This window comes from Acidovorax sp. KPB24-03, from assembly GCF_057546605.1.
On record NZ_BAAJYR010000001.1, the window covers coordinates 68,661 to 84,124 of the forward strand.

Here is a 15,464-nt window from a genome sequence, read left to right on the forward strand (position 1 = left end):
CCGATTCACTCGCCGACCAATTGATCTGTCCGCACGCTCTCGGTCGGCTGACCTCCAGCCTTTGCGAATGGCGAGGCCGCTTGGCGCTCCATACGATCAAGGACAGGCAGATTCACGTGCGAGCACTCGCTCTTTGGCTTGCCCTGCGCATTGACCGCCTGGGCAGCGCGGCGCAGCCTGCGAAGAACCTCTTCGGCCTCCGCAATCTCCTGCTCGATGCACGCCAGTTCGTTGTCCGAGATCACTCCATCGCTCAGTGCTTCGATCACGATGCTGGTGACATCAGATGTCTCGCGCATCAGGCGGGATACCTTGCGCATCGGGTCGATGGAAGGTTTTGGCTCGGCCTCGTCGTTGGGGACAAAACGCCCGCCGCACTCCTGGGCCACGAACGAGGCGTAATCGAAGCAGTGCGGCGTCTTCGTCTCGACGCAAAGCCGCGCGATCGCCAACGCATCCATGGCACCCAGCTTGTGGGTCGCCGAGCCGGCAAGCTCTTTGCGCAAAACCTCGTCGGTCTTGCCAAGGCGCAGGGAGATGACTGCACGCCCACCGGGGAAGGTGTCAGCGCCACGGCGCAAGGAGTCGTGCAAGCTCATGTCCGGCTCCCAGAAACTTGGACGTGGACGCGACTCGCGGACAGCGCGACCATTGCGGCCATGAGAACTACTCGCCCTGCCCCTTCAAAGCCGGCTTTTGCCCGTCCTTTCCACTCCAGTACCCGCACTGCGGTATCTGAAAACACGGACCCGCATACGGGCCAACGCACGCAAGCGTTCCTCACGTCCAGGGTCGCGATGCGATGGGAAAGCGGCGAATTGCGGGTCACTGGGATAGCGACACGACTGGTGATGCCATTGGTCAATCGCACGCGTGGGCCATCACTGCGAATGCGTGGTTCCTTGTGAGCCATCCTTCAGTCCTCGACCGCGGGTTCTGGCAGCTTCGCGTCGTCGTAGATGTGCTCGAAGGTGATCGGCAAACCGCGAGATGCGCAAAACGCGATGAGCTTTCGCGCCATTGCGGGCGGTACCGTCTGCCCGTTCTCGTAGTGCCCGACATTTCCCTGCGTGCAACCAATCCCATCGGCCACAACCCGCTGGGTGATGCCAAGCCGCTGTCTGATGATTCGAAGGTTTTGCATAGCGCCATCCTAGCGCCTCTAGGCAGATTACGCAATATCGCCAATAGTTTGTTACTACAGCAGCGCCACTAATAATTAGGCATGGCAGAAAACAAACGTTCGAAGATGACCGCGGAGCTTCTTGAAGAGGCTTCTCGCCTGAAAGCCCTGTGGGATGACGGCCGTCCCCATAGAACCCAGGCTGTGTTCGGCGAGGTTTATGGACTCGGCAACCAAGCCAATGTTGGCCACTACCTCAATGGGCGCAGTCCTTTAAACCCAAAAGCCGCCGCAGCATTCGCAGCGGAACTAGGATGCAGCGTCGCGGACTTCAGTCCTCGCGTAGCAAAGGAATTGGACAGACTCGCGAGCCCACAGGCCCATGCAATGGAGGTCTCAGGAGAGCGCGGCGCATTGCAAGATGTGTTGATCGCGCAGTACGACACTGGCGGCGCGATGGGTCATGGGTTCAACCTGACCGACCACCCACCAGGCCTGATCAAAAGCTGGCGGGTTGACCACGATTGGCTACGCTTCAATGTGCCCACGCACACTGGAGTAAAGAACCTGGCCATCGTCACCGGGTTTGGGCCGTCTATGCGTCCCATGTTCAATCCAGGAGACCCGCTGCTCGTGGATACCGGGGTGAAGGTCATCGATCACGAAGGCGTGTACTTCTTCCGCGTGGGCGATGAGGGCTACATCAAACTGGTCCAGCGAGTGCCGGAGTTCGATGGCCCTGGAGTGATCCTGCGGGTGATCTCAAAAAACCCGGACTTCCCGCCTTACGACCTGTCGCCGAAGAACCCGCACTTTGAGGTGCTGGGTAAAGTGCTCACTGTTTGGCGCAGTGAGCAGTTTTAGAAGGGCAAACACCGCAAGGAGTGCAGACCGATCGCCCAGCAACTGTGTGGTGGAATGTGATTACAAGTATCAAAGGGGATGGTTATGGCAGAAGACGTGTTAGCACCAGAGAGTCCGACTGACGAGGGGGCGGCACTGTTTATTCAGAATCTTGTGAATACCGGCGCCTTAGTAGCTTCAGATGAGGGGCAAAAACTCATCAGAGACTCGCATCGCATGCGTGATTTGCTTGACCAACTAAAAATAGAACTTGAGGCAAAAAGAAAAATATTTGCAGCCGAACAGGAACTGCCGACGCCGAAATTGCCTGCTCTACTCACGCCCGAAGAGATGCGTGCAGATCTAGAAACCAATGCCCCTCTTGTTGCAGCCGAACAGGCCAAGCGCATTGCGGAGCATTTGGTGTTTGTATTTTCGAAAAACTTACCTCATGCGGATGTGTTGGCGCCACTTGCAAAAGCTGCAATTTATCTTTCAGCCCACTTCTCTCGAATGGACAATCTTCAGCAAGGCAAACCTGCTGACTCCAGGGCGCGGACATATCAACTAGGATCTGGACAACCACCAAACCCACCGGTTGCACCGCCACACGGCACGGATGACAATGGGGGAATGGAAAAGCGTATTGAGACACTCGAGAAGGATATGAGGGAAGTCCGCGACCGCCTCGTGCGTGTCGAATCTACGCTGCAGGGGGTAGACAAGAAGATTGATGCCCAAGACAAGAAAATTGGCGAACTGCCTTCCAAGGACTTCGTTACATCATCCGTCTCGTCCAGCGCCAACAAGATCATCTTGTGGGTGGTGGGCGTCGTTACGGCCGCGCAGCTTATTCCTTCTGGCTTGCGTGCTCTTGGCTTTGGTGGTTAACCTCCATCTTCAGATGACCGCAAGTAGACTCACCAGTCCGAGGGTCAATTTGCGTGCATAGTAAGTTGATCACTTCCTAAACAGCAGCGTTCGCAAATCAAAAATAAGTTTCAGAAGTTGCTGCAAAGACGCCCCTTCAGAAACCTTCCTCCCACCATTAGTCTTTACTGGATAATTAATTCCGCCAAAGCGCTCATAAACTTCCACATCAAAAAATGCCGCGGTCAAAATTTTATCTGCAGGCATTACAAGCCTAAAGCTTCCAGCATCTACACCCTTTTGATCGTAGACGCGATCATAATGAGTTGTAAATTCAATGCCGCCCGCATCTGTACGACTACCACTCATTAATGGCAATATCGCAATTGCTTTTCTCGAAGATCTAGGCTCTGCCGTGCCGATGGGCCAACCCACATACACTTTTCCTGAAGATAGTGTAACGGAGATGGTTTTTTTTATCTGTAATGGCGTCAACAAGAAGTCCTTCTAACTCGTCTTTCCCCACCGCCTCGCGAAGTGCCAGCTGAGCACTATTCTTCATTACTCTATTAACAAAGCACGGGGAAGTCCGACCAAGAAAAACAGAGAACAAACAGATGCAAAGAAAATTTATCTGAGATTGTGAATTGCTTTTATCCTTCAGCATCGGGCCAAAAACCGATACCAAGGTATCTTGCATAAATCCAAGAAACGGGATCCATTTCTTGATCCAATAAAAGAATAAGAAAAAGAGGCACGACAATATAAAAAAGAATAGTCCATAATAGGACACTCTGAAATAGAATCGATGCCCATCCTCACGAGCAACCTCATATTTAATGAAGTTCGTATCCTTCACAAAAAGAAATCCCCCTATAAGGGGGAGTAATAGAGCAAGGGCTGAGTCCAATTTAAAACGCCAACTCTTCAGAGTTAGTCTGCTCGCGCTTTTCACGAAGCCTTTTCACAGCTGCTTGCTGTCGCTTGAACTCGTCTGTGCGGACCACTTGCTTAGGGTCCACCCACACGCGCCCAGTATCTGTAACGTGAACTTGCACGACGGCCTCTTGCGGCTCGTGCTCAGTCTTACGACGCTTCCAGAACATGATGAATTTCTCCAGTGATAGGTCTTAAAGAGCGACCTGTGCTCTTGCGTGTCGGCAGTAACGCACTCCAGTTGATGGCCGATCTTGTGCAATGTTTGAGATGACGACTCACGTCGGGTTCACTGCGTTGTCAATTGTGAGTGTTGTTGACGGTCAGGGCAATTAGGGTGAGTAATTTGCCACCTTCCATGTCGGCATTGCACTAAAGGCCTAGAAGTCAATTGGGAAAAGGGCTGGCAGCTCCTAGAACTATAGCATTCAGAGACACGCAGAGCCTTTGCAACGAAGTTTGATTGCTTAAAGGGACCGCGAGAGTCCGTGCAAACGCGCGCTATCGCCGATTCGAGTCTGACCCAGTCCCATACGCCTATCGTAATCAAGCATCCATGCGTACCAGGAGCCTGAACAGTTGCCGGGTCGTGCTGCACCGCCTCGCTCGCGTACCCCTTAAGCCCAAAGTGAGCCAAGTTCACAGTCTGCACATTCCTACTAGTTGTATTCCTCGCCTACGCCACGGCTTGGTAGCGTCCCACTGCCTTAAGAATTCGGCGGATGCCTCATGGCTACAGGCAATCCCGCCTGTCCCCAAGGAGCACGTCATGACCACCAAGCCCGAAGACCTTCCGTTTGCCACCCTGCCCCCTAACCCTGGCCCAAAGACCCGGCACGAGCAATCGGTGGCGGGTGAAGAAGATCCGGGATCAGCGCTTGATGAATCGATTCCTGCCCCAGATAGAACCATTCCGACCGGTTCGACAGAATCGCTCAGCCACGAATGGGCTAACAAGCGCTTGGGCGACGTGCTGGGAGAGGAGCCGAGCGACGGCTGAGTTCGGCGCTCGGTAGGTGGACCAGAGTCCTAGTCTTTATGGCTTGCGCACTTCCCGTCGGCTTTGCGGTAGCCAGGCCCACCCCGTGAGCCGCAACCACCGCGGCTTCCACCGCCTCCCCCTCCCCCACTGAAGCTGGCCCTGCGTCCTGTAGAACGGCCACCGGAGCGGCCACGCGCCATTGCTTCAGCAGATGTCAGGCCCAGGAGGCCGGCAACCAGTGCGGCACCGAAGAAACGGCGCTTCATTGCTTCGTTCCTTCCTTGCCCGTGTACGGGTTGACGTTGCCCTTCTGACTCCAGTTGTCAGCCTTGCTGACGTTCGGGTTCGTCGCATGGCTGGGCGCGACATAGGTTCCATCCTTGCGGGTGTATCCACTTGTCGAGTGGCTTCCACCGGAAGAATTGGTGCTGCTGGAACTCGTGTGGCTGCTGGAATGGCTGCTCGAGTGGCCACCGCCCAGGGAATGCTGAACCGAAACATTTGGAAGCACAATAGCGGTACGTCACACTTTGCCTTGTGATTTTCCCTGTTGCGCATCCCGAACGAACTTATACGTGAATGTAAGAACCCCGTGGCTAGGCTTTGCAGGCAACAGCAATCGGCCAGAAGCAGACGCTTGAGACATGACCAAATCAGAGTTCGCAATCTTTATCCTTTGGGTCATCCTGCCTCCTTTGCTGGTCGGCGGTACTTTGATGTGGAGACTCCAGCGTGGAGTTCGTCCTCAGATTGCTTTCGTGCTGCTCTCGTTGGTATTGACGGTTGCTCTTTTACTGTCCGGCCCGAATTGGCTTGGTCGCTACCTCGGGTTGCACGACGTCGAATTTCTGGGGCGTCACATGATGTGGTCACCGCTTGGTTGGGTTTGTGCGATTACAGCTTGGCCTGTGGCAGCTCTCCTATCGCTCCACAAAAAACGTATGCCCTGATGGGTTGCCCAACACTTCTTGTGCTTGGAAGCGCGGGCAGAATTCGGCCAGGAGCGGACCAAATGACGAGACGTCTTATCGAAGTGGAATTGACCATCGAAGGACGTGCAACGATGCCCGTCCTGAACGGGGGCATCTATCGTCCGCATCTGCGCGTGGCGGATGGCGAATACCTCGGGGTCTCTTTTGTTGATGGCCCGCAGGCGCATCCCGGGTCAATGACCTATGCCTTAGCTGCACTGATGTACGAGCCCGGCGTCGATTACTCCGCATTGGTGGTTGGCACTCATTTCGAAGTTTTTGAAGGCCCGGCGATCGTGGGCTCTGGCCGGGTCATGCGAGGCCCTTTCAGCGCCTAGTCGATGTCCGCTGCGGGCCCATTGCGGTCGGTCATGAAAGCGAATTGAGGTCTCGAAGAAATGGACACAGTGGTGATCAGTGCCTGGTAGGAACAGCTGATCTGAGTTGAGGTTCGGCAATAGGGCGTACTTCAGGAAGCGTGTGTGTCGAGCCTCCTCCACAGCCTACTCATTCGGAGAATCCCGTGCACCCAACCATCATCGAAGCAATCCAGCAACGGCGGGCCCTGACCGTGTTCTACGATGGCTATACCAGGATGGTCGAACCTCACGTCTATGGCATCAACTCGGCAGGCCACGAGGCTGTCAGTTGTTATCAGATAGCTGGGGGCAGCAGTTCAGGGAAGGCTGAAGGTTGGAAAATGCTCCTGATCTCCAAGATCCACAGCTTGGCGATAACCCAGCAGAAGTTCATTCCTAGAACGACGCCCTCTCCTTGGGGCGACAACCCGATGAGGCAGGTCTACGCGCAGGTCTGACTCGCTTAATGAGCAACTGCTTGCTCACTGATACCTAAGAGCGCTCCAGTAGTCTTTGTCTCCCAGTTCGTAGTTGGCTGTTAGGTGACGCACCTCCTTCGCCGCCTTAGCTGCCAAGTCCTTCAGGCGCGTTCTTTCTACAGACGAGAGCTCTGGTGCGTGCGCAACCATGCTTTCAATCCGCGCAGCAATTCCCTCAAGAGGCCATGTAAGGACATCATTCCCCTCTCCAGCGATGTACCCCTCCAGCGCTTCAAGTCTTGGCATCAGTGTCAGGAGCTCTGGTGGAGGAGCTATCTGTTTTCGCGCGATAAGCTGGATTCGTCTTGGCTCCAGAGATATGTGTAGGGCCTCCCGAAGATTTTTATGTGCAAGGAGGGCCGCAGTTCTTACCCACGGCTCGAGCGCTTTTCGAATGTCAATTTCGGACGATCCAATTTGGCCAAGCATTAACCGAACATTTGAAGCCAGCGAGCTGAGTTCATTCATGTTCGGTGCGTCTGCGTAGCGGCCCATTCCGCTATAGACACGGACCATCACCTGGCTTGTGATCTCGGTCAGCTTCTTCAGTTGAGTTAGCGCTTCCTCAGCTTTGTCCACCGTTTCGTTCAGCTTGCGAATCTTTGCCTCCACGCCCCAAACCTTGAGCGACTCAAACCGGCCAAGCATCGACGCGAAAAGTAGTGCTACGCCCGCGCCCAAAGTGCCTAGCCCTAGTTCGATGCTGCGTTCCCGCAGGAGTACCCAGACGCCAAAACAAAGGCACGCAATGCCGCTCACCGTGAACACTAGTGCAACCACGAACGAGTGAACCAGCGAACCAACTACTCGCCACTGGCTTGGCCCAGAATTAGCAGCCATAAATTCCTTCAAACATTTAGAGAGACCCGGCGCTAAAGTAAATTTAGGCGTGATCAAGCGCTGTAGACCGTCAGGCGAAAAATGGACAAAGAAGTTGAGTGGGACATTTTCTCCCGGATGGGCGAGGACCGCGAAGAACTACATCAGTGGCTGATCATGGACACATGGCCAAAGGAAGCCGCCATATTTCTGATCGCCGGAGTGATCCCAACCCAAATCTACGAAGGCTTTGGGTTCTTTAAGGTCACGGGAGGACTACTCCACAACGACCACGGGGAGAAGGACAACTGCATCCAGCAGATTGCCGATCTAACACGCCTATGAGATTCAAACCCTGGTCACCCCGACCGTGCCGAACCGCAGTTCTTCTTTGCATGGGCCGATTCCAAAGGCATCGAGGTTCAATGGCTTGAGGGGGCGAGGAAGGCTGGCTACTTCAAAGAGCCGACGCCGCGGGAGCCGAACCAATCTGACGGCGTGAACCAGAAGGTGCAAAACACCTTGCTGTGCATCATCGTCGCGCTCTGCAAGGAAGCCAAGCTCGACTATGGAAAGCCCGCGAAAACGGCGGGACTGATTCAAAGCACGGCGGCGCAGATGGGCATATCCCTTGGGGAAACAACGATTGAAGGATATCTAAAGAAGATCCCCGATGCGCTTGCCACCCGTGGCAAATAGGGGAAGACGGGACGCTGCCTCGCACTCGTCCCACGTAGTGCCAAGTTGTCGCGCAGAATGTCGAGGGTGGATGGTGACCGATCCGTAACACTCTACGCAAGACACGCATGGCAATAAAAATCCCACCACGGAAGTACCTGACATTCAGTGAACTTTTGCTGCGCTGGCAGTGCACAGAAAACGATCTGCGCTATCTGATCGTGAATGGGGAACTCAAGCCTGCGGTTAAGGCCACCGAAGGACTGAAACTGGTCGACTGGGAATACGACCCGATGGCCGATGGGTGTGTCCCATGCGGAGACAGGCAGGATGCTCAGGGCTTCCAATTGGAAGTACAGCCTACCGGGTGGCTCTACCTTCAGCGCCCCGGACACCTAACGCCCTTAAATTGCGAGTTCCGCTTAGCTAGTCGCGAGCGCGATCCCGATGTACCGGCCGAACCTTGGGATACGCCCTTGTATGACTGGTTCTGGCTGTCACACGAAATTGAGATGGCCAGCGTGGAGCTTGAAGCAGCGTTTCTGATGGAGGAAGTGCTGAGGTACGAGTCGATTCACGATGTCGAGGCACCACAACAGTATCGAGCAGAGAAGCCAGTTGGAACACGAGAGAGGGACACCCTCTTGTCGATCATCGCGGTGGTATGCCGAGAAGCAAAACTTGACTACTCGAAATCCTCGAAAACAGCAGCGTTTATCCAAGACAGTGCTGCAAGGCTGGGCATTTCCATCGGCGAAACCACTATCGAAGGGCACCTAAAGAAAATTCCCGACGCGGTCGCAGCCCGCATGAAATAAGGGATTCATAGGCAACTGCCTATTTCGCGTGGGCAATTGCCCCTGCTCGAACCCTCACTTCGCCACAGTCCCTCCCATACCGCAAACGCGGGACCTACTGGGATGAACTGTGACACCACCCTCCGCTGCGCAATCACTGCGCCCCAAGCAAGCCGCCGAACTGCTCGGCATAGGCCCAGCGACATTCTGGCGCTGGGCCAAAGAACGTCCTGACTTTCCCAAGGCACGGAAGCTGTCCGCCAGGTGCACGGTCTTTGATCGGGATGAGTTGCTGGCGTGGAGAGACGCGGCCTTGCACACCCGGCGAAGCTACATCACTACCGCAGACTGCCCAAAAAAGTAAGGCCGACATATGTCGGCCTTAGGAAAAAAACACGCATCGGCTCAAATAACTCCTGGAAGCGACACAGTAATAAGCATCGGGATCATTAATACAAAGGACAAGAGGCCATTGGAATCGCATTTCTGAACCGAATGACCAGCATGCGTCGCTCAGCGGGCTCAAAGTGTTTGGGGACTGCTGCCTGGGCAGCCGACCTCAGGTAACACAGCCGCAGAGCCTTGTTCTGTTGCCGCGTACACAAGACACGATTGCACGGTACCAAGACACTGGAAATATGAATCGCACGATCTCACACAGAGCTCGCCACATGTCGGCGTAGGCCTATGACATTTCAAGCATTGCGAGCCCCCTCAGAAGGGCGCATCGGGTCCCAAGCTATCAGGTTCGTGGTTCGCTTGGACCGCGAAACTTGCCTGCCAAGCGCCCTCGCCGCTCATAAGTCTCTCAGCCGTGCAGAGCGGTGGATGCTCAATTCCGTTTATGGTTACCTTGACCTCCCGTCCAGTGAGCTCATTCAAGGCTTTGGCCACGCTCTCTTCGATTTGCGCGAGAGAAAAGTTCTTCAAGGATTTATCGGTCATAGGGTGGTCGCGCTGGATATCTGGGAAAACATTGTGCTCCGTAGCGGATGCCCTTCGGCGCTGGCTTGGAGGGCTGTGTGATGGCGAACTCAGCCAGTGTCGGCTACCACGAATCTTTCGTAGTGGGGTCAGGCCTTGTTCCCGCGCGGCTTCTTGGGCAAGCTCTTGGAAGCGTTAGCGCTCTTCCGTGGCCCGTATGGCTCATTGCCCCGCGGCTTCAACTCTGGCTCTTGGCCGCCCGGGAAAGATGCATTCGATCGAGCGCCGCGCAGAATTATGTTCGCGTAGAAATCGTCGTACACACTTCGGAAGTCAGGCGATCTATCGAGGTTGTTTGTAATGACGACTTTGGTAGGAGTGTTGCGCTTTTTGCGCCCTTCGAGACGCTCCACCACCTTGTCTGCGATCTCATCTGCGTTGAACTCAAAGCGCTTCTCTTGCGCGCCTGGCATCACTCGCGCTTCAACAGTGGTAACGACAGTCTCGTCGTAGGTCGCTTGAAGGCGCGCGACGATCTCGCTGTTCATGCTGCGCCCCCGCCGCCTCGGCCGAGCGCTCAATCTTGGCCTTCAACGCTTCCGGGAGGCGAATTTTCAACTGTGGGTCTTCGCGGCTCATGGGCCGAATGATAGACCACGGTGGTGCAAAACCCCCACGCCCACATCAACCATTTGCAGGATGGACCACGGTGGTTTACATTTCAAATCATGGACCACGGTGGTTCAGAAAGGCTCAGAGTGATCGCGATAAAGCCTGAAACGTGCCAATTCAAGGTGCGAGTGCAGAAGCCGCTTAAAAGACTGGCTTCAGCAACAAGCGAGTGCGGCGAAACGCAGCCTCACGGCCGAAATTGAGCTGCGCCTAGAAGCCAGCCGAAAGACCGACCAGCAACTCCAGCAGAAAGAACAGCAGCAATGAGTCAATTCGTTTTTTATAGCGCGCAATCCTTTGTCAGCAGGGGCTTTCAGACAATCAGCCCCGGAGCCCCCCAGTAGGGTTTTCCGAAAGCAACCTTCCTATTGACAATTTCCGAACCGCAACTTCAAGGAAATCAGATGCCCGATATCGTGACCATCGGCGGCGTGGAGTCCACGCTCATCACGTACAAGGACCGCCCGGTTTGCACTACGTTTCAACTCGCGCAGTTCTATGACTGCTCGGAAAAGAACCTGAGCGACAACTACGGCAACAACCGCGAGAGGTTCGAGGAGGACAAGCATTTCGTGCTCCTCGAAGGGGAAGTGCTGCGCGCGTTCAAGGTGGGGTTGCCCGACCAAATCGGGGAACCTCTGAAGTTTGCTCCGAAAGTCATTCTCTGGACTGAGTTGGGCGCAGCTCGCCACGCCAAGATGCTTACTACCGACAGGGCCTGGGATATTTTCGAGCAGCTCGAAGACGCGTACTTTCGCGCTGAGACCGGCACCTACACCGCTAGTAGCACCATCACTCCGCTTAAGGCAACGGCCGAAGCGGCGAAGGCGCTCCCCCATCTGGTACGCGCTGCCCGCCTGTTCGGCTGCGACAAGAACGCTGCGGTGATCTCAGCGAACCAAGCTATCTACTCGATGACCAGCATCAATCTGATGCAGCAACTCGGGCACACGCATCTGGAAGCTGAGAAGCAGGATCACTGGTATACGCCGACCGAACTCGGCAAGCAGATGACGCCGCCTGTCTCAGCACGTCAAGTCAACCTGCTGTTGGCCGAAGCTGGCTTGCAGTTCAAGCGTGGTGATGTGTGGGAAGCCAGCGAGGCGGGCAAGGACTTTGCGCGGATCTACGACACAGGCAAGCGTCACGGTAGCGGAGTCCCCGTCACCCAAATGAAGTGGTCGCACACGGCAGTTGCTGTGCTACAGGCGCTGCCCACAGATCAGAAAGAGGCCGCGTGAAAACCAGACTCGCGCGAGGTCGAGAGGACCCGCCCGTCCCCGTAGACATATGGTGTACACCGGAAAAGTGTGCACTCGAAAAAGGCGAAGCCGGTAAGCGCTTGGACCCGCAAACCGACTTCTAGACCAAAAACCCCGTTGAAAAAGGATCAGATCTATGTCTGAGGTTAACACTCGCCCATACGCGGACGCAATCCCGCCCGCGGCTTTCACATCGGAAGAGGCCGCCCACCCTTCCCTTTCTTCTCTATCTGGCAGTCAGCTCTTGACCGTACTGCAAGCGATCGCCAGCCAGATGGACACCCTGAACCAACTGCTGATCCAGGCAAAAACGCCTGGTGAGGCTGCGCGCACCGAGGTGCTCATTGATGCAGCGCAGTCCATCTGTGTGCTTGTGGGCGGCATGGCAGACCACGCCTCCGGCTGCGGCGTGTGTGGCGACTACGACGAGTGGAACTACGGCCAAAACTTTTCTGGCCTGTGACTCGATGAATAGCAGTAGCGCTATTTATTAAGTTAAGTATCAGCGCTATTATTCATTCCAGCAATGCACTTCACAGGAGCGAGAGATGCAAGCCTCCAACCGTCACAAGAATTCGCGAGCGAACGCTTCGCTCCGGCCAAAAGCGCTGGGAATCCGTATGCCGAAAGGTGCTTTCGCATGAACACGCTTTCAAGCTTTCTCAACACCGCTCACGCCCGAGCATGCAGCCAAGAAGCCGTGATGCTGGAACAGGCCGCGAAGAAAGCCATGGGAGCCCTGCAGTGGCGCTTGGCAGCCGAGCTGTATACACAGGCCGCCGACTGTCTGCCAAAGGACCCGCACACGGGCGGAGACACGATCCAAGCGCAAGCACACCGACGCGCCGCTGCGAACTGCACCGCGCTGTCTAAGACGCGCACACCCAGCCAGTTGATCAAGGACGCCCCGGACTACGGGCACATGACACGAGCGGCGATCGCTGAACACGACGCCGAATGGAAAGGATATGGACGATGAACCACATCACCTTGTTGTGCCGCTTAGCTGGCATGCGACACCGCACTGGCGCAGGGACTGTCGAATCCGTCACTTGGGCTGCAGGCCTTCTGTGGCGCACCCGAGGCACTCGAACCTAACGTTTCCAAAAGGCGAAGCCCGGGCGCTCTGACCTGCCCGGGCTTCTAGATCCCACCCTTACCAGGACGAATCATGAACGCGATTATCGCGCGCCCCGCAGCGGGCGCAACCCGGGCCCCTTCGCGCAGCCAGCGCACCGCCGATCCTGCGCCAGCCCCGGCGCCCGCCGAAAGGCCAGCACGCCCCCCGTTGAGCGAGGGCGATTACTGGGACGTAGCGGTGGGATCACAGATTTATTACCTGCTTGCGCATGCGGTCGAAGGGACTTTTGACGCAGAGAGCATTCCAGGGATTGGCCTACTTCACGAGGCGGCCAACTTTGCTTGGGACCTGAGCAATATTGAAGCGGAATGGAATGAAGACACGGCTCCGCCCACGGTTGCCCAGCTGATTCCCAAAATTCATGCGAATTTGCACACCGCCATGATTGAACTGGTTGCGTGTTCAGCGCAAGGCCAAAAAGCGGCGCTCCTCTATTCCACCCGCCTGCTGGTGGGTGAAGCGCTGAAAATAGCGACCAGTCTTCAGCAGGCTTATGCAGGACTGCCGGACACTGCGCCCGCGTTGTCTGAACTGACCAGCTTTCAGAAACCGATCACCGGGCTTGAAGGCTTGCCAGAGAAAGGCACTATCACCGCCAGCACGCCGTCCCACCGGGCAGGTGAATTCGGCGACCGCTTGTTGATCAACGCCTGCTATGAAATTGAGCAGCTAGCCGACGAAGTCACATTGCTGGGGGACGAGGCGGCCGTGAATTCCGAATTCAAAATGGCTGCGCTGCTTCGCTGCTACGGCACGCGGGTAAAGAATTTGAATGGCCTTCTCATGGGCCACCTGGACCGAGACGGCGAATCGCTGGCTAGAGTGCAGTCCGCCCTTTACGCTGGCGCCAAGACGTTGCCGATGGGGGCGCTCGCATGAACGCCGTTGCAACAGCAAGGAAGCCGACGCGCCAAGAGCGTCGGGCCGCGAAGGCCGAACCCGCGCCAGCACCTGCGAAGGACTGGGAAGAAGCAATCGCCCTCATTCAGCAAGACATACGAGGCGCGGCAGTGGTCGTGCAACAGGTCGCGGACCAGTGCGAAGAAGCGCCCGCGATTACCAGCTTGCTCGACTCTGCCGCCGATGAATTGCACACAGTCGTCACGATCCTCGGCACCCAGCCGTTTTACCGAGACGACGCAGACACAGCAATCACTCGGTTGTACAAGCCTCTTTCACTGATCGAAGGCGGCGTTGAGCTCGCTCGCGGTCTGGCGGGGGACACCTATTCGCACTCGCTGCAGAGCGTCCACGACCTTCTGGACGAGGCCCAGGACAATCTGGAAGCGCGCGAGCTGACAGCTCTGCTCCCGAAAGGGGACGTGACGGCGCGCGATTACATGCGCGGCAAAGCACTTGGCGCGCTCCTTGGGCAGGCAGCGCTATGCCGCCCCCAAGCTACCGAAACGGACATCAATGCCTCGTACCGCCCACCAGGCGTCGCGCAGGTGAACCTTGCAGCCACAGCGCTGGTCGTGCTGGCTGAAGACGATCGCCTGTTTGATGGCTTCACCTCTGCTCTTACCTGCATCCTCACGGAGTCGGTTGAGCACGCTCCGTTGATCGAGGACATCGCCCGGCTCAGCCATTCGGCGTGCACCGAGTTCTGGGAGTTCGATGAAGAGCATCCAGACAAGGGCCGAATTGATTCAAGCCTTGATGAACAAGTTGCCCTCTATGGACTTGGCAAGGTGTTCGACGCCGCGACCACCAGCCCCACGCTCAGTGCCGCACGAGGCACCGAAGCGCCCCAGAACGCACCTGCAGAAAGCCATGCAGCAGCAGGGTTCGGAACTCCAGCCGAACGCCTGGAGCTTGCGCGGCAGGCCTGCCTGGAGATCCAGAAGTTGGCGGAGGCCATGCAGATCGTGAATGCGGAGCACGGCTACGAGGAGCATCCAATCACGCACGGCATCATGGCGCGAATCCTCGTGCTCAGCGAGATCGTTTTCAATGGCGCGGAACTGCACGGCGACGACCCCGAGAGCTTTGGGTCACGTCCGCTGGAAGATCTCATGCGATATTTCAAAGGGGCTATGTGATGGCTGAAACCCCTACCAAAGCCCGCAGCGTGGCCACTCACAAGGCCGTCTCTCCGCCGATTCAGCCAGAGACCGCCGGCGAGTGCATCAAGAAAGCGCTACGCGCACTTGAAACAATGGAGGCCAGCCGTGTCTGACCGCGTTGAAATCCACCCTGGCGTCTTCCGCTCACCTGGCTATGGGTCGATGGTGTACCGCGGCACCGCCGAAGCGCTGGTCGCTGCAGGGGTGGTGGAACAGAGCCAACTGCCCGGACAGCCCGGCAATCCCAAGACCATGTGCACGTTCACGCCGGATGGCAGACGCGCCGGACGCGGAACGGGCAACTACTGCGGTGCCGAGCCGGGCCGCAAGCGCATCTTCAAAGATCGGAACGGCTTTGCTGTCGATGTGCAACTGAGTGTCGATCTCATCGCAGCTGCGGAGGCGGAGAAGGCACGGCTGCAAGCATGCTGGCCATTCCCTCTGGTCGGCGGTATGGCGTTTCTCCAGGGGAATGCATGAAGCAACCCCAGTTGAACCTGATGTGCCCAATCGACATTACAGCCGAGCCTGGCCAGTTAACG

22 protein-coding genes are annotated in these 15,464 nt (G+C 56.5%); 16 read left to right on the forward strand and 6 right to left on the reverse strand.

All coding sequences use genetic code 11. The features are described from left to right. Window positions 1-5: 5 nt before the first annotated feature. Together AC27KI_RS00345 and AC27KI_RS00350 are read right to left on the reverse strand one after the other, a co-directional pair. Window positions 6-599 (reverse strand): phage regulatory CII family protein, encoded by a 594-nt coding sequence (locus AC27KI_RS00345; protein ID WP_487112078.1) that lies wholly within the window; start codon window positions 597-599, stop codon window positions 6-8. Window positions 600-916: 317 nt separating this feature from the next. Then, window positions 917-1,144, reverse strand: coding sequence for a helix-turn-helix domain-containing protein (locus tag AC27KI_RS00350; protein ID WP_487112080.1), 228 nt, complete (start codon window positions 1,142-1,144; stop codon window positions 917-919). An 81-nt stretch (window positions 1,145-1,225) separates the two neighbouring features. Here AC27KI_RS00350 and AC27KI_RS00355 point away from each other — a divergent pair, with 81 nt between their 5' ends. Continuing rightward, window positions 1,226-1,987, forward strand: a complete 762-nt coding sequence (locus AC27KI_RS00355; protein WP_487112082.1) for a S24 family peptidase — start codon at window positions 1,226-1,228, stop codon at window positions 1,985-1,987. An 84-nt stretch (window positions 1,988-2,071) separates the two neighbouring features. Next, window positions 2,072-2,857 carry a hypothetical protein gene (locus tag AC27KI_RS00360; RefSeq protein WP_487112084.1) on the forward strand — a complete coding sequence of 262 codons (786 nt, stop codon included), beginning with the start codon at window positions 2,072-2,074 and terminating at the stop codon, window positions 2,855-2,857. 69 nt (window positions 2,858-2,926) lie between these two features. Here the strand turns inward: AC27KI_RS00360 and AC27KI_RS00365 are convergent, their stop codons facing one another. Then, the gene (locus AC27KI_RS00365) at window positions 2,927-3,331 is read right to left on the reverse strand and encodes a hypothetical protein (RefSeq protein ID WP_487112086.1); all 405 of its coding nucleotides are present in this window, start codon (window positions 3,329-3,331) and stop codon (window positions 2,927-2,929) included. A gap of 1,210 nt (window positions 3,332-4,541) precedes the next feature. Between AC27KI_RS00365 and AC27KI_RS00370 the strand changes: the two genes are divergently transcribed. The 4 genes from AC27KI_RS00370 to AC27KI_RS00385 all read left to right on the forward strand — a co-directional run bounded on the left by AC27KI_RS00370 (window position 4,542) and on the right by AC27KI_RS00385 (window position 6,542). After that, window positions 4,542-4,772, forward strand: coding sequence for a hypothetical protein (locus AC27KI_RS00370; protein WP_487112088.1), 231 nt, complete (start codon window positions 4,542-4,544; stop codon window positions 4,770-4,772). Between the two features lie 626 nt (window positions 4,773-5,398). Further along, the gene (locus AC27KI_RS00375) at window positions 5,399-5,704 is read left to right on the forward strand and encodes a hypothetical protein (RefSeq protein WP_487112090.1); all 306 of its coding nucleotides are present in this window, start codon (window positions 5,399-5,401) and stop codon (window positions 5,702-5,704) included. A 62-nt stretch (window positions 5,705-5,766) separates the two neighbouring features. Beyond that, a complete protein-coding gene (locus tag AC27KI_RS00380; protein WP_487112092.1) occupies window positions 5,767-6,063 on the forward strand; it encodes a hypothetical protein in 297 nt (98 codons plus the stop codon). Between the two features lie 185 nt (window positions 6,064-6,248). Then, window positions 6,249-6,542, forward strand: a complete 294-nt coding sequence (locus tag AC27KI_RS00385) for a WYL domain-containing protein (RefSeq protein WP_487112094.1) — start codon at window positions 6,249-6,251, stop codon at window positions 6,540-6,542. A gap of 24 nt (window positions 6,543-6,566) precedes the next feature. On the opposite strand, the gene AC27KI_RS00390 is transcribed toward AC27KI_RS00385, so the two are convergent. Then, window positions 6,567-7,460 carry a hypothetical protein gene (locus tag AC27KI_RS00390; RefSeq protein WP_487112096.1) on the reverse strand — a complete coding sequence of 298 codons (894 nt, stop codon included), beginning with the start codon at window positions 7,458-7,460 and terminating at the stop codon, window positions 6,567-6,569. A 24-nt stretch (window positions 7,461-7,484) separates the two neighbouring features. Here AC27KI_RS00390 and AC27KI_RS00395 point away from each other — a divergent pair, with 24 nt between their 5' ends. From AC27KI_RS00395 to AC27KI_RS00410, 4 genes are all read left to right on the forward strand, one after another. After that, entirely contained in the window at window positions 7,485-7,727 is a 243-nt protein-coding gene (locus AC27KI_RS00395; protein ID WP_487112098.1) for a hypothetical protein, read from the forward strand. A gap of 153 nt (window positions 7,728-7,880) precedes the next feature. Then, window positions 7,881-8,081 (forward strand): hypothetical protein, encoded by a 201-nt coding sequence (locus tag AC27KI_RS00400; RefSeq protein ID WP_487112100.1) that lies wholly within the window; start codon window positions 7,881-7,883, stop codon window positions 8,079-8,081. 107 nt (window positions 8,082-8,188) lie between these two features. Continuing rightward, a complete protein-coding gene (locus AC27KI_RS00405; protein WP_487112102.1) occupies window positions 8,189-8,878 on the forward strand; it encodes a hypothetical protein in 690 nt (229 codons plus the stop codon). A gap of 109 nt (window positions 8,879-8,987) precedes the next feature. Then, window positions 8,988-9,221, forward strand: coding sequence for a helix-turn-helix transcriptional regulator (locus AC27KI_RS00410; RefSeq protein WP_487112104.1), 234 nt, complete (start codon window positions 8,988-8,990; stop codon window positions 9,219-9,221). 350 nt (window positions 9,222-9,571) lie between these two features. On the opposite strand, the gene AC27KI_RS00415 is transcribed toward AC27KI_RS00410, so the two are convergent. Next, the gene (locus tag AC27KI_RS00415) at window positions 9,572-9,802 is read right to left on the reverse strand and encodes a hypothetical protein (protein ID WP_487112106.1); all 231 of its coding nucleotides are present in this window, start codon (window positions 9,800-9,802) and stop codon (window positions 9,572-9,574) included. A 128-nt stretch (window positions 9,803-9,930) separates the two neighbouring features. Continuing rightward, window positions 9,931-10,362 carry an Arc family DNA-binding protein gene (locus tag AC27KI_RS00420; protein WP_487112108.1) on the reverse strand — a complete coding sequence of 144 codons (432 nt, stop codon included), beginning with the start codon at window positions 10,360-10,362 and terminating at the stop codon, window positions 9,931-9,933. Window positions 10,363-10,857: 495 nt separating this feature from the next. Between AC27KI_RS00420 and AC27KI_RS00425 the strand changes: the two genes are divergently transcribed. From AC27KI_RS00425 to AC27KI_RS00450, 6 genes are all read left to right on the forward strand, one after another. Further along, window positions 10,858-11,694: an ORF6N domain-containing protein gene (locus AC27KI_RS00425; RefSeq protein WP_487112110.1), complete on the forward strand. Its 837-nt coding sequence runs from the start codon at window positions 10,858-10,860 to the stop codon at window positions 11,692-11,694. Window positions 11,695-11,959: 265 nt separating this feature from the next. Further along, a complete protein-coding gene (locus AC27KI_RS00430; RefSeq protein ID WP_487112112.1) occupies window positions 11,960-12,178 on the forward strand; it encodes a hypothetical protein in 219 nt (72 codons plus the stop codon). Window positions 12,179-12,355: 177 nt separating this feature from the next. Beyond that, complete coding sequence (locus tag AC27KI_RS00435) at window positions 12,356-12,694, forward strand: hypothetical protein (protein ID WP_487112114.1); 339 nt, start codon at window positions 12,356-12,358, stop codon at window positions 12,692-12,694. A 192-nt stretch (window positions 12,695-12,886) separates the two neighbouring features. Continuing rightward, window positions 12,887-13,735 (forward strand): hypothetical protein, encoded by an 849-nt coding sequence (locus AC27KI_RS00440; protein WP_487112116.1) that lies wholly within the window; start codon window positions 12,887-12,889, stop codon window positions 13,733-13,735. Further along, window positions 13,732-14,898 (forward strand): hypothetical protein, encoded by a 1,167-nt coding sequence (locus AC27KI_RS00445; protein ID WP_487112118.1) that lies wholly within the window; start codon window positions 13,732-13,734, stop codon window positions 14,896-14,898. The genes AC27KI_RS00440 and AC27KI_RS00445 overlap by 4 nt, the downstream gene beginning before the upstream one ends. A 129-nt stretch (window positions 14,899-15,027) precedes the next feature. Continuing rightward, window positions 15,028-15,402 (forward strand): hypothetical protein, encoded by a 375-nt coding sequence (locus tag AC27KI_RS00450; protein ID WP_487112120.1) that lies wholly within the window; start codon window positions 15,028-15,030, stop codon window positions 15,400-15,402. Window positions 15,403-15,464: the final 62 nt, after the last annotated feature.

Excerpts from the sequence above, each read along its gene's own strand:
- AC27KI_RS00360 (WP_487112084.1), top strand. The coding sequence starts at position 2,072 with ATGGCAGAAGACGTGTTAGCACCAGAGAGTCCGACTGACGAGGGGGCG.
- AC27KI_RS00425 (WP_487112110.1), top strand. The coding sequence starts at position 10,858 with ATGCCCGATATCGTGACCATCGGCGGCGTGGAGTCCACGCTCATCACG.
- AC27KI_RS00395 (WP_487112098.1), top strand. The coding sequence starts at position 7,485 with ATGGACAAAGAAGTTGAGTGGGACATTTTCTCCCGGATGGGCGAGGAC.
- AC27KI_RS00350 (WP_487112080.1), bottom strand. The coding sequence starts at position 1,144 with ATGCAAAACCTTCGAATCATCAGACAGCGGCTTGGCATCACCCAGCGG.
- AC27KI_RS00445 (WP_487112118.1), top strand. The coding sequence starts at position 13,732 with ATGAACGCCGTTGCAACAGCAAGGAAGCCGACGCGCCAAGAGCGTCGG.
- AC27KI_RS00435 (WP_487112114.1), top strand. The coding sequence starts at position 12,356 with ATGAACACGCTTTCAAGCTTTCTCAACACCGCTCACGCCCGAGCATGC.
- AC27KI_RS00355 (WP_487112082.1), top strand. The coding sequence starts at position 1,226 with ATGGCAGAAAACAAACGTTCGAAGATGACCGCGGAGCTTCTTGAAGAG.
- AC27KI_RS00415 (WP_487112106.1), bottom strand. The coding sequence starts at position 9,802 with ATGACCGATAAATCCTTGAAGAACTTTTCTCTCGCGCAAATCGAAGAG.
- AC27KI_RS00345 (WP_487112078.1), bottom strand. The coding sequence starts at position 599 with ATGAGCTTGCACGACTCCTTGCGCCGTGGCGCTGACACCTTCCCCGGT.
- AC27KI_RS00405 (WP_487112102.1), top strand. The coding sequence starts at position 8,189 with ATGGCAATAAAAATCCCACCACGGAAGTACCTGACATTCAGTGAACTT.
- AC27KI_RS00380 (WP_487112092.1), top strand. The coding sequence starts at position 5,767 with ATGACGAGACGTCTTATCGAAGTGGAATTGACCATCGAAGGACGTGCA.
- AC27KI_RS00370 (WP_487112088.1), top strand. The coding sequence starts at position 4,542 with ATGACCACCAAGCCCGAAGACCTTCCGTTTGCCACCCTGCCCCCTAAC.
- AC27KI_RS00375 (WP_487112090.1), top strand. The coding sequence starts at position 5,399 with ATGACCAAATCAGAGTTCGCAATCTTTATCCTTTGGGTCATCCTGCCT.
- AC27KI_RS00440 (WP_487112116.1), top strand. The coding sequence starts at position 12,887 with ATGAACGCGATTATCGCGCGCCCCGCAGCGGGCGCAACCCGGGCCCCT.